Annotated in this window: 22 protein-coding genes; 4 read left to right on the top strand and 18 right to left on the bottom strand. The window is 36.6% G+C overall.

What is annotated here, in order from left to right; translation table 11 throughout:
* Complete coding sequence (locus tag EKL97_RS09085) at nucleotides 1–1,533, top strand: cryptochrome/photolyase family protein (protein WP_126568694.1); 1,533 nt, start codon at nucleotides 1–3, stop codon at nucleotides 1,531–1,533.
* Nucleotides 1,534–1,611: 78 nt separating this feature from the next.
* On the opposite strand, the gene EKL97_RS09090 is transcribed toward EKL97_RS09085, so the two are convergent.
* Both EKL97_RS09090 and kynU read right to left on the bottom strand, forming a co-directional pair.
* Nucleotides 1,612–2,019 carry a glycine zipper family protein gene (locus EKL97_RS09090; protein ID WP_126457412.1) on the bottom strand — a complete coding sequence of 136 codons (408 nt, stop codon included), beginning with the start codon at nucleotides 2,017–2,019 and terminating at the stop codon, nucleotides 1,612–1,614.
* 101 nt (nucleotides 2,020–2,120) lie between these two features.
* Nucleotides 2,121–3,407: a kynureninase gene (gene kynU, locus EKL97_RS09095; protein WP_126568695.1), complete on the bottom strand. Its 1,287-nt coding sequence runs from the start codon at nucleotides 3,405–3,407 to the stop codon at nucleotides 2,121–2,123.
* A 67-nt stretch (nucleotides 3,408–3,474) separates the two neighbouring features.
* Between kynU and EKL97_RS09100 the strand changes: the two genes are divergently transcribed.
* Nucleotides 3,475–3,687, top strand: a complete 213-nt coding sequence (locus EKL97_RS09100) for a hypothetical protein (protein ID WP_126568696.1) — start codon at nucleotides 3,475–3,477, stop codon at nucleotides 3,685–3,687.
* Between the two features lie 522 nt (nucleotides 3,688–4,209).
* On the opposite strand, the gene queA is transcribed toward EKL97_RS09100, so the two are convergent.
* The 14 genes from queA to EKL97_RS09170 all read right to left on the bottom strand — a co-directional run bounded on the left by queA (nucleotide 4,210) and on the right by EKL97_RS09170 (nucleotide 17,036).
* On the bottom strand, nucleotides 4,210–5,259 hold the full coding sequence (gene queA / locus EKL97_RS09105; RefSeq protein ID WP_126453091.1) for a tRNA preQ1(34) S-adenosylmethionine ribosyltransferase-isomerase QueA: 1,050 nt from the start codon (nucleotides 5,257–5,259) through the stop codon (nucleotides 4,210–4,212).
* A 199-nt stretch (nucleotides 5,260–5,458) separates the two neighbouring features.
* The gene (aroA, locus tag EKL97_RS09110) at nucleotides 5,459–6,676 is read right to left on the bottom strand and encodes a 3-phosphoshikimate 1-carboxyvinyltransferase (protein ID WP_126568697.1); all 1,218 of its coding nucleotides are present in this window, start codon (nucleotides 6,674–6,676) and stop codon (nucleotides 5,459–5,461) included.
* A gap of 113 nt (nucleotides 6,677–6,789) precedes the next feature.
* Nucleotides 6,790–7,116, bottom strand: a complete 327-nt coding sequence (locus tag EKL97_RS09115; RefSeq protein WP_126453086.1) for a nucleotide pyrophosphohydrolase — start codon at nucleotides 7,114–7,116, stop codon at nucleotides 6,790–6,792.
* Entirely contained in the window at nucleotides 7,113–8,102 is a 990-nt protein-coding gene (locus EKL97_RS09120; RefSeq protein WP_126568698.1) for a virulence RhuM family protein, read from the bottom strand. The genes EKL97_RS09115 and EKL97_RS09120 overlap by 4 nt, the downstream gene beginning before the upstream one ends.
* 2 nt (nucleotides 8,103–8,104) lie before the next feature.
* Entirely contained in the window at nucleotides 8,105–8,434 is a 330-nt protein-coding gene (locus tag EKL97_RS15845) for a type ISP restriction/modification enzyme (RefSeq protein WP_233588569.1), read from the bottom strand.
* A gap of 65 nt (nucleotides 8,435–8,499) precedes the next feature.
* Nucleotides 8,500–8,934 carry a hypothetical protein gene (locus tag EKL97_RS09130; RefSeq protein WP_126568699.1) on the bottom strand — a complete coding sequence of 145 codons (435 nt, stop codon included), beginning with the start codon at nucleotides 8,932–8,934 and terminating at the stop codon, nucleotides 8,500–8,502.
* Nucleotide 8,935: 1 nt separating this feature from the next.
* Nucleotides 8,936–9,529, bottom strand: a complete 594-nt coding sequence (locus EKL97_RS09135) for a Panacea domain-containing protein (protein WP_126568700.1) — start codon at nucleotides 9,527–9,529, stop codon at nucleotides 8,936–8,938.
* Nucleotides 9,530–9,654: 125 nt separating this feature from the next.
* Nucleotides 9,655–10,107: a D-aminoacyl-tRNA deacylase gene (gene dtd, locus EKL97_RS09140; protein ID WP_126555007.1), complete on the bottom strand. Its 453-nt coding sequence runs from the start codon at nucleotides 10,105–10,107 to the stop codon at nucleotides 9,655–9,657.
* 45 nt (nucleotides 10,108–10,152) lie between these two features.
* Nucleotides 10,153–11,130, bottom strand: a complete 978-nt coding sequence (gene rsgA / locus EKL97_RS09145; RefSeq protein ID WP_126457418.1) for a ribosome small subunit-dependent GTPase A — start codon at nucleotides 11,128–11,130, stop codon at nucleotides 10,153–10,155.
* 201 nt (nucleotides 11,131–11,331) lie between these two features.
* Nucleotides 11,332–12,414 carry a bifunctional 3-deoxy-7-phosphoheptulonate synthase/chorismate mutase type II gene (locus EKL97_RS09150; RefSeq protein WP_126457419.1) on the bottom strand — a complete coding sequence of 361 codons (1,083 nt, stop codon included), beginning with the start codon at nucleotides 12,412–12,414 and terminating at the stop codon, nucleotides 11,332–11,334.
* 85 nt (nucleotides 12,415–12,499) lie between these two features.
* A complete protein-coding gene (locus EKL97_RS09155; RefSeq protein ID WP_126562872.1) occupies nucleotides 12,500–13,357 on the bottom strand; it encodes a prephenate dehydrogenase in 858 nt (285 codons plus the stop codon).
* 3 nt (nucleotides 13,358–13,360) lie between these two features.
* Nucleotides 13,361–14,506, bottom strand: a complete 1,146-nt coding sequence (locus EKL97_RS09160) for a pyridoxal phosphate-dependent aminotransferase (protein WP_126568701.1) — start codon at nucleotides 14,504–14,506, stop codon at nucleotides 13,361–13,363.
* A 75-nt stretch (nucleotides 14,507–14,581) separates the two neighbouring features.
* Nucleotides 14,582–15,409, bottom strand: coding sequence for a prephenate dehydratase (locus EKL97_RS09165; RefSeq protein ID WP_126568702.1), 828 nt, complete (start codon nucleotides 15,407–15,409; stop codon nucleotides 14,582–14,584).
* Between the two features lie 373 nt (nucleotides 15,410–15,782).
* Entirely contained in the window at nucleotides 15,783–17,036 is a 1,254-nt protein-coding gene (locus EKL97_RS09170) for a dicarboxylate/amino acid:cation symporter (protein WP_126516157.1), read from the bottom strand.
* A 145-nt stretch (nucleotides 17,037–17,181) separates the two neighbouring features.
* Here EKL97_RS09170 and gldA point away from each other — a divergent pair, with 145 nt between their 5' ends.
* On the top strand, nucleotides 17,182–18,081 hold the full coding sequence (gene gldA, locus EKL97_RS09175; protein WP_126568703.1) for a gliding motility-associated ABC transporter ATP-binding subunit GldA: 900 nt from the start codon (nucleotides 17,182–17,184) through the stop codon (nucleotides 18,079–18,081).
* A gap of 261 nt (nucleotides 18,082–18,342) precedes the next feature.
* On the opposite strand, the gene metF is transcribed toward gldA, so the two are convergent.
* Together metF and metH are read right to left on the bottom strand one after the other, a co-directional pair.
* Nucleotides 18,343–19,299: a methylenetetrahydrofolate reductase [NAD(P)H] gene (gene metF, locus EKL97_RS09180; protein WP_126554996.1), complete on the bottom strand. Its 957-nt coding sequence runs from the start codon at nucleotides 19,297–19,299 to the stop codon at nucleotides 18,343–18,345.
* Between the two features lie 110 nt (nucleotides 19,300–19,409).
* Nucleotides 19,410–22,091, bottom strand: coding sequence for a methionine synthase (metH, locus tag EKL97_RS09185; protein WP_126568704.1), 2,682 nt, complete (start codon nucleotides 22,089–22,091; stop codon nucleotides 19,410–19,412).
* 256 nt (nucleotides 22,092–22,347) lie between these two features.
* On the opposite strand from metH, the gene EKL97_RS15990 reads away from it, so the two are divergent.
* Entirely contained in the window at nucleotides 22,348–22,473 is a 126-nt protein-coding gene (locus EKL97_RS15990; RefSeq protein ID WP_255416337.1) for a hypothetical protein, read from the top strand.
* The last annotated feature ends 22 nt before the right edge of the window (nucleotides 22,474–22,495 follow it).

Consider the following 22,495-nt stretch of genomic DNA (forward strand, 5'->3'; position numbering starts at 1 on the left):
ATGAAAAAACTACGATTAATCCTTGGAGATCAACTCAATTTAAAACACTCCTGGTTGGTGGAGAAAGATCATAACACTATTTATGTGCTGGCCGAAATGCGTCAGGAAACAGCGTATGTAAAACATCACATTCAAAAAGTGGTGGCCTTTTTTATGGCGATGAGAAATTTTTACACAGCCCTACAATCACAGGAACATCAAGCCTTATATTTTCAAATTACTGATGGCGATAATCCTCAGGATCTAGAAAAAATTATTGCTTTCTGTGTCGAAAAATATAAAATCGAAAAATTTGAATATCAATTCCCTGATGAATACCGATTGGACCAACAACTAAAAACAATTTGTTCCAATCTAAAAATAGAATCAGAAGCTTTTGACTCCGAGCATTTTTACACTACGCGTCATGACCTTTCCGATTTTTTTGAGGGTAAAAAGCTGTTGCTGATGGAAAATTTTTATCGCAGCATGCGTAAAAAACATCATTTGTTAATGAATGGGTCAACTCCTGTGGGAAATCAATGGAATTTTGATGCCGATAATCGCAAAAAATACAAAGGAGAAGTTCCTGTGCCTTCTGAAAAGAATTTTCACACCAATGTTTCTAAAGTTGTTGCCCAAATTAAAGAAGCTGGGATCATCACTTTTGGAAACATCGATTTAGATAATTTCAGTTGGCCTACTTCGCGCGAGCAATCGTTCGAGGTTTTAGATTATTTCTGTAAAAATCTGTTGAAACATTTCGGTGATTACGAAGATTCAATGCATACCGATGAAAAATTCCTTTTCCATTCTCGTTTGTCTTTTGCCATGAATAGCAAAATGCTTTCGCCAAAGGAAGTCCTCGAGACCGTGATTGCTTTTTATCATGACAATGAAATAGAAATAACTATCTCACAAGTAGAAGGTTTTGTGCGTCAAATTTTAGGCTGGCGCGAATATATAAGAGGAATATACTGGAAAGAAATGCCTGATTATGCTAAAATGAATGTCTTGCAAAACAAAAACAAGCTTCCTGATTTTTTCTGGACAGGTAAAACCAAAATGAATTGCATGAGCCACGCGATTAATCAAAGTTTAGATGAAGCCTACGCGCACCACATCCAAAGACTTATGATTATTGGGAATTTTACACTACTGACACAAATTCATCCTGACGAAGTAGACGCTTGGTATCTGGGCGTGTATATTGATGCGATTGAATGGGTTGAAATGCCCAACACACGCGGGATGTCACAATATGCCGATGGCGGAATAATTGCCACAAAACCCTATGTTTCCTCTGGAAGTTACATCAACAAAATGAGTAATAATTGCTCTAAATGCCACTACAATGTCAAAGAGAAATTTGGCGACAAAGCCTGTCCCTTCAATACGCTGTATTGGAATTTCCTTGATGAGAAAAAAGAGTATTTCAAAGGGAACCAACGCATGGCAATGATGATGAATTTATTGAACAAAATGAATCCGGAAGAAATGTATAAAATCAAAGTTAAGGCGAACGAAATTATAACTAATATGGATTCCTATTAAACTAGATAGCGCTAAATAAAAAGGGGTGTTTAAATTCTTTTTGAACTTAAACACTCCAAGCTATATTGAAAAATCTATTTACTGTTTTTTACTATCTAAAATAGCGCCTGTACCTGCCCCTACTCCCGCACCGGCTAAACCACCTATTATAGCACCTTGTCCTTTTTTCTTACTGATGATTGCCCCTGTGGCGGCACCAACGCCGGCACCAATTACGGCTCCTTTTGCAGCACCACTCCAACCTTTATTTTTTGTAGTAGTCCCCGCTGTTTGTTGATCCACAACAACTACTTCTTTTTGAGTTTCTACTTTAGCTTCCTGGATTTTAACCATTTCTACCTGCATGGAGTCGATCACTCTTTGTTTTTCGATTTCAACTTTCATGGAGTCTACAGTAGCCTGTTTGGCTTTTTGAATGTCCATTTTTCCTTGATTTTGACAAGAAACAATACCTGCAGCTATTAGTATAAAATATAATGCTTTCATAATTTTAATTTTCATAATTAGTACGAATACAAAGAAAGGCTTAACCCTGTTAATTACGTTTATAAAATTAAAACTATTTTTTGTGTTATTTAATGCCCGTTTTAAGACTGAATTCCTGCTTTCAAAATTTGCCCAAATTGATATATATCCTCAAAAGAAGTATACAGAGGCACTGGCGCTAAGCGGATAACATTAGGTTCACGCCAATCCGTGATTACTCCATTTTGCATTAAATAATCAAACAAACTGCGGCCTTCCCCATGAAGCAAGACGGACAATTGTGACGCTCTTTCTGTGGGATTTGACGGTGTTATAATTTCGAAACTACTATCCACTTCTTTGTCTATTTCGTGCAGAATGAATTCTAAATAAGAAGTGATCGCATCTCTTTTTTGGATCAAAGCATCCATCCCAATTTCATCAAACATGTCTACAGATGCTAAATAAGGCGCCAGAGAAAGTATTGGAAGATTACTAATTTGCCAGCCATCAGCGCCTTGAATAGGATCAAAGGTTTGTTCCATCTTAAAACGACGTTCTTTATTATGTCCCCACCATCCGGCAAATCTGGGTAACGCTGCATTGTTGTGGTGCTTTTTATGAATAAAACATCCAGAAGCATTTCCTGGCCCTGAATTCATGTATTTATAACTGCACCAAGCGGCAAAATCCGCATTCCAATCGTGCAATTCCAGCTTAATATTTCCTGCGGCGTGCGCTAAATCCCAGCCTACGTAGGCTCCCACTTTATGACCTGCAGCGGTAATAGTTTTCATATCAAATACCTGTCCTGTGTAATAATTGACTCCCCCAATTAAGACCAGAGCCAACTCATCACCTACTTCCCCAATTTTTGCCAACACATCTTCTAAGCGAATGTTGTGTTCGCCATCGCGACGCTTAATCTCAACAATTGCATCCTCGAGTTGTATCCCCAGGTTTTGGGAGTGAAAATCGACCTGACTTTGAAACATATATTGATCCGAAGGAAATGCTTTTTCTTCGCAAATAATTTTATATCTGGTTTGTGTAGGTTGGTAAAAGGAAACCATCAGTAAATGAAGATTTACCGTTAATGTATTCATCACGGTAACTTCGCTTGGTAAAGCACCAACAATTTTACTCAACGGATCTGCGAATCGTTCGTGGTAATCCCACCATGGTTTTTCACTGTAAAAATGTCCTTCAACAGCTAGATTTGCCCAATCATTCATGACTTCATCTACATACGCTTTGGTGCGTTTCGGCTGCAATCCTAAAGAATTTCCAGTAAAATAAATTACTTTTTTTCCTTGTACCTTCGGAAAAATAAATTCGTCTTGGTATTTGTGTAAAGGATCTTGTAAATCGAGGTGTTTTGCAAATTCAAGGGTGTTTTCGAAAATCATGATTTGTATTTTGTTTTGTAAAAGTAGTGAAAAAGCACCACTTTGAAAAAGGCCAACGTCGCATTGGATGAGGACAGAGAGAAAAGAAAAAAACTATTTATCCGGCAAAAGAGTTATTGCCTATGAAATGATATTCTCTGCGGGAAATTTCAATAAAGATTTTGAAACTACTTATAACAAAAACGGAACTACGAGACAGCAAATTTTTGCTGGATTCACGTTAACTCAAAGTGTGAGTATCCAATCTAAGGAAGTAAACAAAATTGAAAAATTATCGTGACAATCCCGTGAATTGATTAATTCTGGCGTGGAATATTAGTACATCAAACTGGCCGAACTAAAAATAAAATGATTGCTCAGGCAACTAAAGATGCAAGTATACGAGCCACGAGTATTGCTGAGAATGCAGACTCTGACTTACGAAATCTAAAAAAGCAGGTATCGGTGCTTTTCAAATTACAATTTAAGGCTTCAGAATATATATTAAGTCGAGCGCAGTCAAAACTCAACGCGGTATCTCGACTGCGCTCGACTTGACAAAAAAATAGCTGTAACAAATTTATTCAGACACAAAATTGAGATGCCGTTTTAAATTTCTTTTTACACAAAAAGTCCTCACATATTCCAAACGTTTTGTGTGAGGGATGGAAGCGGCATCCTTTATTTTCTTTCTTTAAGAAAATAAAGATACAGCGTACAGCGCGACCCTTGGGGCACACTCTTATAAAACTGTGCTCGGAATAAACCAAAAATCTCGCCATTGCTGACGAGATCTTGTTATTTAGACTGAAATGAATTCAGATTAGATGATCATCATTGCATCACCGTAAGAATAGAATTTGTATTCTTTTTCGATTGCTTCTGCGTATGCTTTTTTCATTAAATCGTGGCCACAAAAAGCGGAAACCATCATTAATAAAGTTGATTTTGGCGTGTGAAAATTAGTAATCATACAGGTGGGAATCGTAAATTCATGAGGTGGAAACACAAATTTATTTGTCCATCCGTCAAAAGGATTCAGTGTATTATGTGACGAAACTGAACTTTCTACGGCACGCATAGATGTTGTTCCTACGGTACAGATTCTTTTTTTATGAACTTTTGCGTTATTTACAATATCACATGCTTCTTGAGTGATTTTTAATTCCTCGGAATCCATTTTGTGTTTTGATAAATCCTCAACCTCAACCGGATTAAAAGTTCCCAAACCTACGTGAAGGGTTACTTCGGCAAATTTGATTCCTTTGATTTCCAGTTTTTTCATTAAATGTTTAGAGAAATGCAATCCTGCAGTTGGCGCTGCAACAGATCCTTCTTCTTTGGCATAAATAGTTTGGTAACGTTCCGCATCTTCCGGAGTTACGTCTCTAGAAATGTATTTTGGGATTGGAGTTTCTCCAAGTTCCGTTAATTTATTTCTGAATTCTTCATAAGAACCGTCGTAAAGAAAACGCAATGTTCTTCCACGAGACGTAGTATTATCTATCACCTCAGCGACTAAGGAATCATCATCTCCAAAATACAATTTGTTACCAATTCTGATTTTTCGGGCCGGATCTACTAAAACGTCCCAAAGTCTTTGCTCTGCATTTAATTCTCTAAGTAAAAAAACTTCGATTCTTGCGCCTGTTTTTTCCTTGTTACCATACAAACGTGCCGGAAAAACTTTAGTATTATTGAGAATTAAAACATCGCCTTCGTCAAAATAATCAATAACATCTTTGAACATTTTATGCTCTATAGTCCCTTTCTTACGATCTATAACCATTAGACGTGCTTCGTCTCTGTTTTCAGCTGGATATTCAGCAAGAAGTTCTTTTGGCAAATCGAATTGAAAATGTGATAGTTTCATCTTAAAAAGTTATAAGTTATGAATTATGAGTTATGTCCTTCGTCTGCGCTCAGGATGACAATCTTAATTCGAGTGTGCAAATATACGATTGTGAGATAGGCGTTGTCAAGTGTTTTGCAATTTATTTTTCCTCACACCAGCCCTCTCCAAAGGAGAGGGAAAAGGGAAACATCTTTTCGCCCAATGAATTGAGGGTTTTTTACGAAATTTCGAAACCTAAACTTTTTAAATCTTCCCAAAAATCCGGATATGATTTTGAAACGACTTCGGCATTTTCGATGATTATGGGTACTTTCAACGCTAATGGTGCAAATGCCATTGCCATTCTGTGGTCGTTGTAAGTTGCAATTTTAATGTTGTGATTGATTTCACTTGAAGCCAAAAGCGTCAAGCTATCATTGGTAACGGATATGCTCGCTCCGAGTTTTGTTAGCTCAATTCGTAGTGCTTCCAGTCGGTCTGTTTCTTTAATTTTCAAGGTATGTAAGCCTGTAAGATGGCAACCAATTCCTAATCCAAGGCAGGTAACAACAATGGTTTGGGCAATATCCGGCGTATTATTTAGTTCAAGATTTAGAGTTTGAGGAATGAAATTCCCTTGTTTGGTAAGCGTCATTTTATTTCCTTCAAAATGCGTTTCAACGCCCATTAGCTTATAGATTTCTACCAAAGCCGAATCGCCTTGTAAACTGGTTTCTGTATAACTGGTCAATGAAACAGTAGCATTTTCAGCCAAAGCAACCAAACTAAAAAAGTAGGATGCCGAACTCCAATCCGATTCTACGGTCATTACTTTTGATATTACTGCTTGTTTTGGATAAATAGTAATTACATGTCCTTCAAAACTGGTTTTAATGTCCAAATCATTCAACAAAGCCAGGGTCATTTTGATATAAGGAACTGAAGTGATTTCACCAACCAAAGTGATTTCAATACCGTTTTCCAGTTTTGGCGCCACTAATAATAAGGCCGATATGTATTGACTGCTCACATTGGCAGGAATGTTCACTTTAGAAGCTGTTATTTTTTGTCCTTTGATACGAATGGGCGGATATCCTGGTTCTTTCTCGTACGTTATTTTCGCACCTAATTGTTCCAAGGCTTCCACCAAAACTTTTATAGGGCGCTCCGTCATTCTTTGAGAACCAGTCAAAACTACTTCGCGGCTTTCGTTCACAGCAAAATAAGCGGTCAGGAAACGCATGGCTGTTCCTGCATGATGAATATCAACTATTTCCTCGTTTCCTAGCAATGCTTTTTGCATGACTTCACTATCATCAGAGTTCGAAGTATTGGCCAAAGTAATGTTTGGGAATAAGGCCTGTAACAATAACAAGCGGTTTGTTTCGCTTTTTGAGCCAGTAACTGCAATTTGAGCTTGTAAATTGGATTGGGAAGTTTGTAACAGTAAATTCATTTTTGTAATTATGGGTTGTGAGTTATGAATTATACTTTCATTTTTAACTCAAATAATTTTTGAGTCGCAATTTACCACTCCGCATTTATAATTCATAATTTATACTTCACAAATTATTTGAGTTTTTCATTGTTTTTGTGACGGTCTTTGTCTCGAATGGATTTTAGATCCATTTTTTTATCAAAAGCGGCTTGTAAATCAATTCCGGTTTGGTTGGCTAAACACAATACCACAAAAACTACATCGGCTAATTCTTCGCCAAGGTCTTTGTCTTTATCGCTTTCTTTTTCGGATTGTTCGCCGTAACGACGGGCGATGATTCGGGCCACTTCCCCTACTTCTTCGGTAAGCTGCGCCATATTGGTCAATTCGTTAAAGTAACGAACGCCGTGTTCTTTGATCCAAGTATCTACGTCGAGTTGGGAATTTTTTAGGTTCATTTTTTTAGTTTTTTTATTTCTTTATCAAAATCAGAAATTATTTTCTGTGTTTTATTAAAGGCTTCATAGGCAGCGATTGCTTTTTTATCAGCTTGTATTTTAGAAATTTTCCCTTTACCATCCAAAACCTTATAATCATTAAAGTTTAGAAATTTATTCACACTTGTTGCCAATTGACTCATCGTAAAAGTATTCTCCCGCTCTATCAATCCTTCTATGTAATCAAAGTAACCCGTTACGGTGCGCTCCAATTGTTTAATTTCTTTTTCTTGTAAATAATTTTTGGCAACTACCACATCCGATTTCAAAACCCTTCCACTTGGACTATTTTTCCAAGTCGTTAATCCCATATTTTCCTTTTTGGAGTCGGCAGTTTTGGCTATTATTTCGGCAGCAGTATTACCGGTTATAGCAAAATGAAATTTATTTTGAACTGTGGCATAGAAATTTTTTGTGATATCGGCATTGCTGTCATAGTCAATACTGCACTCCGCAAAAATATCCGTTACTTGCTGGTAAATTCTTCTTTCACTTGCGCGAATCGAACGAACTCTTTGCAGTAATTCTTTAAAATAATCTTTTCCAAAAATTGCTTGACCCTGTTTTAAACGATTGTCGTCAAGAACAAACCCTTTTATAATATATTCTTTTAAAGTCTGGGTTGCCCAAATCCTGAATTGTGTAGCTTTGGTAGAGCTTACTCTATAACCAACAGAAATTATTGCGTCAAGACTGTAATGTTTTACTTTGTAGGTTTTGCCATCTGATGCAGTTGCCGAGAAAACCTCGGTAACTGCATTTTCTTCTAATTCCTTACTTTCAAAAATATTTTTTAAGTGTAATGAAACATTGTCTGCACTGCAGTCAAACAATAACGCCATTGCTTTTTGCGAAAGCCATACCGATTCGTTTTGCAGTAAAACATCAACACGTATTTCTCCGCTTGGTGCGGTGTATAAAATAAACTTTTTTACGTTTTCTTCCATAACTATTCTATTGCTATTGTATCAATTACTTTCATTAATCTATCCGTTTCACTTAGTGCTACAATGATTTTTTGATAATGGGCAATATCGTCAAATTCCAGTTTGCGTTCCTTACGGTCTTTGAGCCATTTTTGAGCGGGTTGATAACCACCAATGTAGAAATTCCAAGCTATTTCAGGAACGTTGTCGAAATATTGGGTTTCGTTGGTTGCGGCAACATCCGGAACAATACTTTCGATAAGTTGCTTCAAATCGCCACGATAGGTGTGTTCTGTTGCATTACCTCTTTTGTAGGCGGAATTTATATTTTGAATGTATTGTTCTAAAGTCATCTCAGTTGTATTTGAACAAATGTAAAGAATTGGAACCTAAAAAAACACCTTCAGTGAGGTGTTTCTTATAACAATTTCCGGTATTTACTTTTTATGTTTGGAGAGTTTTTTAAACAAGTAAGAACATTTTGATATTCTTGAATAGTTAGCCTTCCTATTAAACCATAATCCTTTGGTTTATAAATATAATCAATCGTTTCAATAGTTTTATCAGTTATCCAATACGCATACACAAAAGTATCAAATGGAAAACCAAAACCACATTCCGTAATTGCAACTTGATTTTCGAAAAAATAACATCCAAAATTTACCACTGGAAGATTTATGCAACCGTGCTTTTTATTTTTAGGAATGGAGGCGTTTTGCACAGAACTTGGTAAAGAAATTATCATTATACCATTTTCATATCTTTTTAAAACTAGAAAATATTTAGGCTTGGCGGGGTCACCGTTTTCAAAATAATATTCTTCAAAGTATAATAAATTCCTTTCTTCAAACATATTACTGCTTTAATGAAGATACAAAATTTAAAAACTCTTTGTGTTCATAGTAAAATTCCAACTTTGAAGGTTCATTCTTAATTAATTCGGTGAAATCAATTTTAAGATTAGTTGTTGGAATTTCTTCATTTAAAAGTAATTCTAAAACTCCGTTTTCTTTAGCAGTATTATACCATAATGAATTTTCACGATGTGTATAAGCTATTAAATCATTGCAATTTGCACCAGAAAACTCGTTGATAATTTCATCAATTAAAAAAATATCTGAATCAGAAAATTCATCATCATTAAAACATGCGTTTTTATCAAAAACAAAACCGTTTTTAATATTTCTCTTTTTTATGAAATTTTTGAGAAGAATTGGTTCTTCAGAAAATTCTACATATAGATTTTGACAAACAGGACCAAATTTCCAAACCTCGAAATCAAGGTTAAAAAAAGGCATACCACGTTCCTCTATGGATTTCTCTTCAATAATGTAAACTAATTTTAATAAACTAGTTTTACCAAGAGACCCCATTTTATCTATCAAATAAATTAAAGCATTGCCTAATTTATCGATCTGATCGTGAGAATATTTATCGTTGATTGTCATAATTAAAATGATTAATTAATGTATTCATTTTCAGAAACATAAATTTTAATCGGGGTGCAAAGATAATGTGATTTATTTTGATAACTAAGTAAATATACAAATAATTCTTTTAACTCTACGGAAACCTACTCTCTATTTTTACTGTCAATTACTATCGTTACAGGACCATCATTCAGCAAAAGTACTTTCATATCTGCACCAAAAACGCCAGTTTGTACTTTTTTACCCAATTCTTTCTCCAGCTGAAGCACAAAATTCTCGTATAATGGAATAGCTATTTCTGGTTTTGAAGCTTTGATATAGGAAGGACGATTGCCTTTTTTAGTAGCGGCGTGCAAAGTAAATTGACTTACCACAATAACATCGCCATCTGTATCCTTGACAGATAGATTCATCACTGCATTTTCATCTCCAAAAATACGAATATTGACTGTTTTTGAAGCTAACCAATTGATATCTTCTTGATTGTCTAAATCTTCAATCCCAACCAAAACCAACAATCCTTTCTGGATATCGGCTACGACTTTAGTATCGATGGTTACGGAGGCTTGGGAAACTCTTTGGAGGACGATTTTCATTCTTTTATATTCTATGTAAAATAGACGCGATAAATCGCGTCTCTACTATTCCCTGGTTTTGTCACTGATTATTCGATCCTCATTATGAATATCCGTACGGTAATTTTCATCGTCACCTTCGAGAATTTTAAGGTAACTTCTATAACGGGACCAAGCGATTTCATCTTTTTCTAAAGCCCCTTTAATAGCGCAATGCGGCTCATCTTTATGCAAGCAATTATTGAATTTACATTGCTCTTTCAACTTAAAAAATTCAGGAAAATAACCACTGATTTCTGCTGCATCCATGTCTACGATTCCAAAACCTTTGATCCCGGGCGTATCGATGATTCTGGCATCAAAAGACAAATCATACATTTCGGCAAAAGTCGTCGTGTGTTGCCCTTGTTTACTTGCTTCAGAAATTGTCTTTGTTTTTAAATGTAAAGAAGACTCCATCGCATTTACCAAAGTCGATTTCCCAACTCCGGAATGTCCAGAGAACATGCTCACTTTCCCAATCATCATTTCTTTCAATTCCTCTATTCCTTTCATTTCAGTCGAAGAAACGCGCAAACATTTATATCCAATTTCCTGATACACATGCTGCATGTACAATTGTTCATCCAGCGTGGCATCGTCTAGCGTATCTATTTTATTAAAAACCAGTATAGTTTCAATTCCATACGCTTCGGCAGTAACCAGAAAACGGTCAATAAAGTTAAAAGTCGTTGGCGGATTATTGATGGTTACCAGCAAGAAAACCCTGTCAATATTAGACGCAATAATATGCATCTGATGGGATAAATTCACTGATTTCCGAACGATATAATTCTTTCTGTCATGAATGTTATGAATGGTTCCCGTAACAGTATCGGATGATTCTTCTAGTTCATAATCCACAATATCACCTACAGCAATAGGATTGGTGCTTTTGATTCCTTTAATTCGGAATTTCCCTTTCATACGGCATTCGATAAAATCCCCTTGTTCGGATTTTACGGTGTACCAACTTCCTGTAGATTTGTAAACGAGTCCTGTCATAAAGGATTATTTGATTGAAGATTAACTATTTTAGATTTCTGATTTAAAATCTAAGACTTTGCAAAGATAATTCTTTGTTTTAGGTTTAAAGTTTAAAAGTTTAAAGTTTTTCACTTTGAGCAACTTTACATACAATTAAAAATAGAAAATCCCCACAACTTTTGACAAAAGCTGCAGGGATTTATATTTAAAAAATACGGACTAAGCGTTTAGTACTTTTTCTTGGTGACCAATACTTTCCTGGTGAATCGCTTTGAACATTTTTAGTACAAACTCTTCTGTCAACCCTTTTTTCTCGCCTTCCAAAATCATTTTTCCTAAAATTTCGTTCCAACGATTGTTTTGCAATACAGCAACGTTAGCGTCTTTTTTCACTTGACCAATTTCGTCAGCCACTTTCATTCTTTTGCCTAACAATTCCAATAAATTCGAATCCAGAACATCAATATTCGCTCTCAATTTTGTCATTTTATTAGCAAACTCATCCGTATCACCACTTACTTTTCTCACTTTCAAATCTTTGAAAATTTGCTTCAAAGCATCTGGTGTCACTTGTTGCGCTGCATCACTCCAGGCATTATCCGGATCAGTATGCGTCTCGATAATCATACCGTCGTAATTCAGATCTAATGCTTCTTGAGTCACTTCAAGAATCATCTCACGGTTTCCTGTAATATGGGAGGGATCAATGATCAAAGGCAAATCAGGGAATTTATTTTGCAATTCAATAGCTATCTGCCATTCAGGAATGTTTCTGTATTTCGTTTTTTCATACGTAGAAAAACCTCTGTGAATAACGCCTAAATTCTTAATTCCTGCCGCATGCAAACGTTCCACACCACCCAGCCACAAAGCCATATCTGGATTTACCGGATTCTTGACCAATACAATTTTATCGGTTCCTTTTAATGTATCAGCAATTTCTTGCACCGCAAACGGATTTGCAGTTGTACGGGCTCCAACCCATAATACATCAATATCATGCTCTAAAGCCAATTTACAATGCGCTGCAGTCGCTACTTCGGTTCCCATAAGCAAGCCGGTTTCTGCCTTTGCTTTTTGCAACCATTTAAGTCCTATTGCTCCTACTCCTTCAAATCCTCCCGGACGCGTTCTTGGTTTCCAAATTCCTGCTCTAAAAACACTTACGTCAGAGTCTTTCAATTCATGTGCAATTTTCAATACTTGCTCTTCTGTTTCAGCACTACAAGGTCCTGCGATCACAAATGGATGAGTCAAATTGAATTCATTCAACCAATTTCTCATTTCTTTCTTGTTTTCCATCTTTTCTAATTTTAGTTTTTTTATTTTATTCTGTGTTGTTTACTTTAACTGTAACCTGCTCCTGAAGCTTCTGAAAAAATGCTGGTTACTTTTTTATATTTATTCCGTTTAATATTTCTTTTATTTTATTCACACTTTGCATTTCATGGTAAATCGCATCATAATCTTCCTTCTCTAATAATTCCTTAAACTTTGACAAATTAGAAATATACTCCTCTAATGTTTTCACAACCTGCTTCCTGTTCTGTTTAAAAATTGGTGTCCACATTGCCGGTGAACTCTTGGCCAAACGAACCGTACTTTCAAAACCAGAACCCGCCATATCAAAAATATCCTGCTCGTCTTTCTCTTTGTCAATTACCGTTTTTCCAAGCATAAATGCACTGATATGGGATAAATGCGACACATAAGCAATATGTTTGTCATGTGATTTTGGATCCATATACCGAATCCGCATTCCCATTGCCTTAAACAAATCCAACGCTTTTTCCTGCAATTTAAACGTTGTTTTTTCTACCTCACAAATGATATTCGTTTTCCCTTGAAACAATCCTTTTATCGCTGCCGATGGTCCTGAAAACTCCGTTCCTGCAATAGGATGCGTTGCAATAAAATTCCTTCTCTTAGGATGATTAGCAACCGCTTCACAAATAGGCGTTTTTGTCGAACCTACTTCAAAAACAATCGTATTTTCACCAATAACATCCAGTACTTTTGGTAAAACACTTAATGCAACGTCAACCGGAACAGAAACGATTACAAAATCTGCATCAACTAAATCATCAAATGTCGCACCAGCATCAACAACTCCCAAAGTTATTGCTTCCTGCAAATGATTTTCATCAGTATCGATTCCATAAATTTTGGCTTCCGGATGCAGTGCTTTAATGTCCAATACCATTGAACCGCCTATCAATCCTATTCCTATTACGTGTATATTCATGTATTAAAATCTATCAATTGCTTCCTGTACTTTTTCTTCTTTTACACACAATGCAAATCGGATGTAACCTTCTCCATTAGAACCAAAAATGGTTCCCGGTGTAATAAAAATAGATTTGTCATATAAAATTTCATCTATGAATTTCTCCGCCGATGTGATTCCGTCCGGCAATTTTGCCCAAACAAATAATCCAACTCCTTCTTTATAAACTTTACAGCCTAATTTCTCAGCCAGTTGTTCGGTAAGAATTCTGCGTTTTCTATAAATCGCATTCATCGAATCAAACCAAGTTTTGTCACTTTTTAAAGCTTCAATTGCTCCTTTTTGAATCCCGTAAAACATACCGCTATCCATGTTGCTTTTCACTTTCAAAACGGCATCAATGCAAGCTGCATTTCCCAGAAGCATTCCCACTCTCCAGCCCGCCATGTTAAAAGTCTTACTCAAAGAATTCAATTCTAAAACCACGTCTTTTACACCTGCTACTTGCAACAAACTCATCGGATTGTCGTTCAAAACAAAACTATACGGATTGTCGTTGACTAATAAAATGTTATGCTTTTTGGCAAAAGTCACTAATTTTTCAAACAATGCCAGACTTCCTCTGGCTCCAGTTGGCATGTGCGGATACCCAATCCACATGATTTTCACTTTCGACAAATCCAATTTTTCCAAAGCTTCAAAATCCGGCTCCCAGTTATTGTTTTCTTTTAAGTCATAATAAACCGGAACTGCTCCCACTAAATTTGTCACCGAAGTATAGGTTGGATATCCTGGATTTGGGATCAGTACCTGATCGCCTTCATTCAAAAAAGCCAGTGAAATATGCATAATTCCCTCTTTGGAACCCATCAAAGGCAAAATTTCGTTAGCCAGATTCAACGCAACTCCGTAATTGTTTTTGTAAAAATCAGCCATACCTTGCCGCAACTCTGGCAACCCCTGATAACTTTGGTATTGATGTGCATTCTCCTCTTGCATTGCCAGAACCACTGCATCAATTACCGCCTGTGACGGCTGTAAATCCGGACTTCCAATTCCCATATTGATAATGGGTTTCCCTTCAGAAGCCAGTTGCCTTACTTCTCTCAACTTTGAGGAGAAATAGTATTCTTCAATTATTTCGAGACGTTTCGCTATAGTAATCATTCTTCTATTTTAAATTTCTTGTAAATCGATCTTAATCTAATTCCCACTTCGGGGGTTGGGTTGGGGTTAAGGGCTTTATAATTTTGTGTTTTTATATTCGCCTAACACTTTGAAATATTCTGCCATAATGATCAATAGCGACTTTGCTTTCGCATAATCTTCGTATTTTTCAAAAGTGACATCTACAAAAAACGAATATTTCCAAGGCGTTTCTATTTTTGGTAACGATTGTATTTTTGTTAAATTCAATTTGCAATCGCTCATCACATTCAAAACTGCCGCTAAACTTCCCCGTTTGTGATCCAATTCAAATTTGATGGACGCTCTGTTAATTTCGTTTTCCGGAACAAATGAATTTTCCTTTTTGATAATCACAAAACGTGTCATATTATTTTTAATCGTTTGAATCTCCGGAGCCAAAATTTCTAAATCATACATTCTCGACGCCGTAATACTGGCAATTGCAGCAATCCCTTTCAACTGATTTTCCTGAATTCTACGTGCCGTTTCGGCAGTATCTTTATCTTCGACTAATTTTATATTTGGATATTTTTTAAGGAATTCCATACATTGCAAAATGGCCATAGGATGCGAATGTACTTCCAAAATATCTTCTATTTTCTGCCCTTTTAAGGCCATTAAATTTTGATGAATTATTAAATAATGCTCCCCAATAATGTGTAAATTATTCTTGTCAATCAATGCGTAATTCGGAATAATTGGGCCCGCAATAGAATTTTCTATAGCCATAACTGCTTGATCTGATTTACCGGAGAGCAGGTTATCCACTAACTCTTCAAAGGACAAACATTCATCTAAAGCAACCGCCTGATGAAAATATTCTTGTGCCACCTGATGGTGAAAAGAACCCGTTATGCCTTGTATTCCAATTATTTCATTCATTTCACACCTTTTTAAGCAAAAAAAAATCCCGATTTACATCGGGATTGTATATTTATAGTATCAATTTAATTTTATAATCAAATAACCATACAACAATCCCTTTCGACCTTCCAGAAGAAATAATAAGAGTTGCTAAAATAAAATCGGTTATTCAACATGCTGTTGTTTTTTGTATTAATTACTCTGCGAATGTATACATAATTTCCAGCTATCCAAAAAAAAAGGCTGATTTTATTGAACAAAAAAAGAATTCGCTAAAAAACTGGTTATTAATTATGTAATAATTAAAAAAAGGTCTTTAAAACACCAATAAGTCGTTGCTATTTTACTGTTTTTAAAACTATACCATTGAAACCGGCTAAAAAAAGTGGTTTTATACAACTACTTTTTCAGCAAGCCATTTTTTTCCTTCCGAAATTCGGGCAACCATCATCGCCGACACTAAATCACCATTCGCATTTAGCAATGTCGCCATTGGATCTACTAAAGTCCCCACAATCATTGCAGCTGGAAGAGCTTGTTCCATTGGGAAACCATAAACGGTAATCGCCAAAATTTCTCCTATATAACCTCCATTAGGAATTCCGCCTTCAACTACCGAAACAATTACTGTAATTCCTAACGCCACTAATAAGGTATTTGGGTCCGTTAAATCTTTTCCGAACATGGCGAAAATTACCGCAATTTTCACAATAGATGACATACTGGATCCGTCTTTATGCAAAGGCGCACCCAGTGGAATAACTACATTTCTGATGTGAGCCGGAATATTCATTTTTTCGGCACCTTCCAGATTGGCAGGAATAGTGGCAATGCTGCTGCAAGTTCCCAATGCGGTTAAGGAAGGCGTAATATTATTTTTCCAAAATACTTTAAATCCTAATTTCCCTCCAGCGATAAAAGCGTACAAACTAAAAAACACAATAAAGTAGAAAGCACAAACCGCATAATAAAGCCCCAAAGGTTTTGCATAAGCTCCAAATAATTGCGGTCCAAAAATTCCAACCTGATACGCGAAATAAGCCCCCAAACCTATTGGAGCCGTTTTCATGATGATGTGTAACAATTGTTTCATCACTTCATTGCCTGAATTCAAAAACCTGCTGAAATCTTTTCCTTTTTCTCCGGAACGCAGGGCGGCAAACCCTATTAGAAAGGAAAAAATGATTAAGGCCAACATGCTTTTTCGAGAAAGCAGTTCATAAAAATCCCCCGCTGTAAGCAATTGGGTAATTTGTGAACCTGTATTTGTACTTTGTATACTTTCTAACGGTATTTTTGAAATAATGATGTCTTGATGAATGGGAAATAACAGGACACCAACCAGCATCAAAATGGCAGAAATTAATACGGTGCTTAAAAACACTCCCATAACAATTACAAATAATCTTCCCAGTTTCTCTGATTTTTCTAAATTGGCAATCGAAGATGCAATCGTAAAAAACACCAAAGGGATAATGGCGGTAAACAATAAATTCAGAAAGATATCGCCCAATGGTTTAATCACTTCTACTTCCTTTCCAAAAACTAAACCCAATATACTTCCTGCCAAAATTCCGCCAAGCAGCAATAAAATACTTTTGTAGTTTTTCAAGAAACTCCCTGATTGTGTGTTTTTCAAATTCATGTTCATATAGTTTATGGTAAATATATAAATCTAAAAGAGAATATCCTCTTGCTCAATAAACTTTGACTAAGGTCTTTTATTTATTGAGTTACAAAAACAATAAATCAATACTTTTTCTGTTTACTTTTGCAACAAATAAAATTCCATGTCAATAGAAGTAAATAACATATCCAAAAGTTACGGTACTCAAAAAGCCTTAGACAACATTACATTTTCTGTCAAAAAAGGAGAAATAGTTGGTTTCTTAGGTCCAAATGGAGCCGGAAAATCAACTTTGATGAAAATATTGACCACTTACATCAATGCTGATGAAGGATCCGCAATAGTAAACGGAAATGATGTAAACACCAACCAAAAGGCAGTACAACTTTCAATTGGTTATTTACCGGAACACAATCCGCTGTATTTGGATTTGTATGTACGCGAATATTTAGCCTTTAACGCTGATGTGTATAAAGTAGCTAAATCCCGTATCGACGAAGTAATTCAACTTACTGGTTTAACTACCGAAAGTCATAAAAAAATAGGCCAATTGTCTAAAGGATATCGGCAACGTGTGGGCCTTGCCAATGCGTTATTGCACAATCCCGATGTTTTGATTTTGGATGAACCAACCACTGGTTTAGATCCAAACCAATTAATCGAAATTCGTAATGTGATTAAAAATGTGGGAAAAGACAAAACTGTTTTCCTTTCGACGCACATTATGCAGGAAGTAGAAGCGATTTGTGACCGTGTTATTATCATCAATAATGGAAAAATTGTTGCCGATAAAAAACTGGACAACTTAATTTCTGAAGATAAGGAACAAGTGATTGAAGTAGAATTTGACTATAAAATCGAAGAACAAGCCATTGCTAAAATCGAAAATCTTGTTTCTTATAAAAATACGCACGACATGATTTGGGAGTTGACTTTCAAAGCGGATAAAGACATGCGTCCGGCAGTTTTTGATTTTGCCAATGCCAGTGGTTTGAAAACATTGCAACTGAATCAGAAAAATAAAAATTTAGAGGCTGTTTTTAGAGAGATTACGAAAAAATAGTAATCAGTGTTCAGTCGCAGTTTGCAGATGAAAAATACTAGCCATTCATAATACTTATACCGTTTGATTTGTCATTCCGACGAAGGAGGAATCCCATGCGGTGAAATTCCTCCTTCGTCGGAATGACAAAATTATGAGAATTTGGAATGAATAACGACATTTATAACCGTTAAATCCCTAGCCCAGATAGCAGTAAAAATCCTTTTCTTGTCTCGTTTTTTTAGACAAGAAAAGATTGTAACGAATAGCTGGAAATAGCTCCTAAAAAACCTTACTCGCTATTTGTCGAATATTTTCTGATTTTCCCATAGAATAATAGTGCAACACGGGAACACCGGCTGCTTTCAACTCCAATGATTGTTGGATAGCCCATTCGATTCCTACTTGTCTGATATCCGCGTTGTTTTTGCACTGATCAACCGCATGAATTAAATCTTCCGGCAGATCGATTCGGAAAATTTGTGGCAAAACTTGTAAGTGTCTTTGCACGGCAATAGGCTTAATTCCCGGAATAATAGGAACGGTGATCCCAATTTCTCTGGCTTTGGCAACAAATTCGAAGTATTTAGCATTATCAAAAAACATTTGCGTCACCACATAATCCGCACCGGCATCTACTTTTTCTTTGAGTCTTTTCAAATCTGAAATTAAAGACGGTGATTCTAAATGTTTCTCCGGATATCCCGCAACTCCAATACAAAAATTGGCTTTATCATCAACATCCATGAGGTCATGCAAGTACTTCCCGCAATTTAATTGGTTAATTTGTTTGACCAAATCAACTGCAAAATCATTTCCTCCTAATTTAGGAACAAAAGACTGCTCGTCTTTCATGGCATCGCCACGCAAAGCCATCACATTATCAATTCCCAGATAATGACAATCAACTAATAGATATTCCGTTTCTTCTTTGGTAAAACCACCACAAAGCACATGAGGAACGGTATCTACATTGTATTTATGCTTGATCGAAGCGCAAATCCCAAGTGTTCCTGGACGCATTCTGGTTAGTTTTTTTTCCAATAAACCATTTCCTTTATCCATATAGATAAATTCTTCGCGAGAGGTGGTTACGTCTATGAATGGCGGTTTGAACTCCATCAACGGATCAATATTATTGTATAATTCCTGAATACTTTTGCCTTTTTGAGGCGGAATAATTTCAAAGGAGAATAACGTTTCTCCTTTGGCTGCTTCTATATGTTGTGTTACTTTCATGATCCTCCCCCGACCCCTCCAAAGGAGGGGAGAACTCGGGTAATTTTAATTGAACAATATTTTTTTCTTTCTTTTCGACTCCTCCCCTTCGGGGAGGCTGGGTGGGGATTTTAATCTGCTACATTCGGGTTCAACCATTTCATTGCTACATCGGTTGGAATGCTTCTGCGTTTGGCATAATCAATGACTTGGTCTTCTTTTATTTTTCCAAGTCCGAAATACTTGCTTTCCGGATTTCCAAAATAATACCCAGAAACGGATGAAGCCGGCCACATTGCCATACTTTCGGTCAAGGTCACTCCAATTTCTTCTGCAACATTTAGTAATTTCCAAATTGTTGGTTTTTCTAAATGGTCGGGACAAGCCGGATATCCTGGAGCTGGACGGATTCCTTTGTAATCTTCAGCGATCATAGCCTCTGTACTTAAAGCTTCATCTGATGAATAGCCCCAAATTTCTTTACGGATTTTTTCGTGTAAATATTCCGCAAAAGCTTCCGCAAAACGATCTGCTAATGCTTTGACCATAATCGAATTGTAATCGTCTAAATCTCTTTCGAATTCAGCCGCCCACTCATCAACACCAAAACCAGTCGTGACACAAAATGCGCCCATATAATCCGTTTTACCGCTATCTTTTGGAGCAATAAAATCAGACAAAGCAATGTTTGGAGCACCTTTTGTTTTTTGTGATTGCTGACGTAACGTCAAGAATGTCTGCAATGGTTTTCCGTTTTCATCACTTATCTCAATGTCATCATCGTTCACTTGATTGGCAGGGAAAATTCCATAAATTCCTTTAGCAGTCAGTTTCTTTTCTCTCAAAATAACTTCTAACATTTCCTGCGCATCTGCAAAAACCGAAGTGGCTTGTTCGCCCACTACCGCATCCGTTAAAATTGCCGGATATTTCCCGAACAATTCCCATGTTCTAAAAAACGGTGTCCAGTCAATATACGGAACCAAAACATCCAAATCCACTTCGATCACTTGTTCGCCTATGATTTTTGGCTTTACAGGAGTAAAATTCTCCCAATCCAACTGCAATTTATTCTTGCGCGCTTGCTCAATAGTTAAGAAATTCTTGTCGCGTGAACGATTCAAAAACGTCTCTCTAAAGGCATCATACTCCGCTCTAATGTCGCTTGCATATATTTTTTTATCCTTGTTCAATAAACTTCCCGCCACCGTTACGGCTCTCGAAGCATCATTCACATGAATAACCGTTTCTCTGTATTGTGGTGCAATTTTCACGGCTGTATGTGCTCGCGAAGTTGTTGCCCCACCAATCATTATTGGAATTTTAAGTCCTCTTTTGTCTAATTCTTTAGCAAGAAAAACCATTTCGTCCAGTGACGGCGTGATCAATCCGCTCAATCCAATAATATCTACGTTATGCTCAATGGCCGCTGCGATAATTTTTTCGGGAGGCACCATTACGCCTAAATCTACAATCTCATAATTATTACACGCCAGCACCACGCTTACAATGTTTTTACCAATATCGTGTACATCGCCTTTTACGGTTGCCATCAGGATTTTTCCATTCCCTTGTTTGTCTCCGGCTTGTTTGCTGGCTTCAATAAACGGCAACAAATAAGCCACTGCTTTTTTCATTACCCGAGCCGATTTTACCACTTGCGGCAAAAACATTTTACCCGAACCAAATAAATCCCCAACCACATTCATTCCTGTCATTAAGTTAATTTCAATAACTTCAATTGGTTTTTTTGCTGCCAGTCGAGCTTCTTCAATATCCAAAAGAATAAATTCATCCACTCCCTTCACTAAGGAATGTGTCAATCGTTCCTGAATCGTTCCAGAGCGCCATTCCTGAATCGCTTTTTCATTGCTCTTTACATCTCCTTTTACATTTTCGGCAAAATCCAGTAATCGCTCTGTGGCATCCTCTCGCCTGTTCAGAATTACGTCTTCAACGCGTTCTAAAAGATCTTTTGGAATTTCGTCATAAATAGACAACATTTCAGGATTCACGATTCCCATCGTCATTCCATGTTGGATGGCGTGGTACAAAAACACGGAGTGCATCGCCTCCCGAACCGTATCATTTCCTCTAAAAGAGAACGAAACATTACTTACACCTCCACTAATGTGTGCGTGAGGTAAATTTTCTCTAACCCATTTTGTTCCTCTAAAGAAATCCAAAGCATTCAAGCGGTGTTCTTCCATTCCTGTCGCTACTGGAAATATATTCAAATCGAAAATAATATCCTGCGGAGGAAAACCAACTTTATTCACCAAAATATCATATGAACGTTGGCATATTTCTACCCGGCGCTCGTAATTATCTGCTTGTCCAGTTTCATCAAAAGCCATAATAATTGCCGCAGCACCGTAACGCTTAATCAATTTAGCGTGATGAATAAATTGTTCTTCGCCTTCTTTCAAGGAAATCGAATTTACCACACTCTTACCTTGCACCACTTTTAGTCCAGCCTCAATGATATCCCATTTCGAGCTATCAATCATGATTGGAACTCTGGAAATATCCGGTTCAGCAGCAATCAAATTCAGGAATTTCGTCATGGCATATTCGCCATCAAGCATTCCTTCATCCATATTTATATCGATGATTTGCGCGCCACCTTCCACTTGCTCTTTGGCAATACTGAGTGCTTCCTCGTATTTTTCTTCCTTGATTAATCGAAGGAACTTTCTAGAACCGGTAACATTCGTTCGTTCACCAATATTTACAAATACGCTGTTAGGCGTAATGATTAAAGGCTCTAATCCTGATAATACCAAGTTTCTTCTAGTTTCTGCTTGTGCCATTTTTTATCTTTATTTGTCCTGCACGGTTTTAGAAACGGTACAAGTTTATGCTTTTGTTGTTTATTTCTACTTTTTTTTAACGTGTAGTTCGTTTTGTTTCTTATTATTTTGGGCGTGACCACAAGGGTCGGGCTATTCGTTACAAGTCCTCGACTAATTCCGTCCCGATAGCTATCGGGACTTCATTTGTCTGTGGGCTTTTCACTGCTATCCCTCACGCGGATATTGGTACTAAATCATCTATTATCAACAGAATATGCTCGTAATCCTAATTTTTATTTCATTCAACGGAATAAATTCCGTTGCTACAAAATATATCGTTCCTACGGAACTCGTACTTCGCTATCGCGAGCGTCCCGCTCGTGCCTATTCTAAATTATAATTCTATATTTCAAAATCTATTT

The organism is Flavobacterium sp. LS1P28, assembly GCF_003970335.1.
Classification (GTDB): Bacteria; Bacteroidota; Bacteroidia; order Flavobacteriales; family Flavobacteriaceae; genus Flavobacterium.

What these genes read in the sequence shown, in the direction of transcription:
- EKL97_RS09085 (WP_126568694.1), top strand. Translation starts at nt 1, where the DNA reads ATGAAAAAACTACGATTAATCCTTGGAGATCAACTCAATTTAAAACAC.
- EKL97_RS09090 (WP_126457412.1), bottom strand. Translation starts at nt 2,019, where the DNA reads ATGAAAGCATTATATTTTATACTAATAGCTGCAGGTATTGTTTCTTGT.
- kynU (WP_126568695.1), bottom strand. Translation starts at nt 3,407, where the DNA reads ATGATTTTCGAAAACACCCTTGAATTTGCAAAACACCTCGATTTACAA.
- EKL97_RS09100 (WP_126568696.1), top strand. Translation starts at nt 3,475, where the DNA reads ATGAGGACAGAGAGAAAAGAAAAAAACTATTTATCCGGCAAAAGAGTT.
- queA (WP_126453091.1), bottom strand. Translation starts at nt 5,259, where the DNA reads ATGAAACTATCACATTTTCAATTCGATTTGCCAAAAGAACTTCTTGCT.
- aroA (WP_126568697.1), bottom strand. Translation starts at nt 6,676, where the DNA reads ATGAATTTACTGTTACAAACTTCCCAATCCAATTTACAAGCTCAAATT.
- EKL97_RS09115 (WP_126453086.1), bottom strand. Translation starts at nt 7,116, where the DNA reads ATGAACCTAAAAAATTCCCAACTCGACGTAGATACTTGGATCAAAGAA.
- EKL97_RS09120 (WP_126568698.1), bottom strand. Translation starts at nt 8,102, where the DNA reads ATGGAAGAAAACGTAAAAAAGTTTATTTTATACACCGCACCAAGCGGA.
- EKL97_RS15845 (WP_233588569.1), bottom strand. Translation starts at nt 8,434, where the DNA reads ATGACTTTAGAACAATACATTCAAAATATAAATTCCGCCTACAAAAGA.
- EKL97_RS09130 (WP_126568699.1), bottom strand. Translation starts at nt 8,934, where the DNA reads ATGTTTGAAGAAAGGAATTTATTATACTTTGAAGAATATTATTTTGAA.
- EKL97_RS09135 (WP_126568700.1), bottom strand. Translation starts at nt 9,529, where the DNA reads ATGACAATCAACGATAAATATTCTCACGATCAGATCGATAAATTAGGC.
- dtd (WP_126555007.1), bottom strand. Translation starts at nt 10,107, where the DNA reads ATGAAAATCGTCCTCCAAAGAGTTTCCCAAGCCTCCGTAACCATCGAT.
- rsgA (WP_126457418.1), bottom strand. Translation starts at nt 11,130, where the DNA reads ATGACAGGACTCGTTTACAAATCTACAGGAAGTTGGTACACCGTAAAA.
- EKL97_RS09150 (WP_126457419.1), bottom strand. Translation starts at nt 12,414, where the DNA reads ATGGAAAACAAGAAAGAAATGAGAAATTGGTTGAATGAATTCAATTTG.
- EKL97_RS09155 (WP_126562872.1), bottom strand. Translation starts at nt 13,357, where the DNA reads ATGAATATACACGTAATAGGAATAGGATTGATAGGCGGTTCAATGGTA.
- EKL97_RS09160 (WP_126568701.1), bottom strand. Translation starts at nt 14,506, where the DNA reads ATGATTACTATAGCGAAACGTCTCGAAATAATTGAAGAATACTATTTC.
- EKL97_RS09165 (WP_126568702.1), bottom strand. Translation starts at nt 15,409, where the DNA reads ATGAATGAAATAATTGGAATACAAGGCATAACGGGTTCTTTTCACCAT.
- EKL97_RS09170 (WP_126516157.1), bottom strand. Translation starts at nt 17,036, where the DNA reads ATGAATTTGAAAAACACACAATCAGGGAGTTTCTTGAAAAACTACAAA.
- gldA (WP_126568703.1), top strand. Translation starts at nt 17,182, where the DNA reads ATGTCAATAGAAGTAAATAACATATCCAAAAGTTACGGTACTCAAAAA.
- metF (WP_126554996.1), bottom strand. Translation starts at nt 19,299, where the DNA reads ATGAAAGTAACACAACATATAGAAGCAGCCAAAGGAGAAACGTTATTC.
- metH (WP_126568704.1), bottom strand. Translation starts at nt 22,091, where the DNA reads ATGGCACAAGCAGAAACTAGAAGAAACTTGGTATTATCAGGATTAGAG.
- EKL97_RS15990 (WP_255416337.1), top strand. Translation starts at nt 22,348, where the DNA reads ATGCTCGTAATCCTAATTTTTATTTCATTCAACGGAATAAATTCCGTT.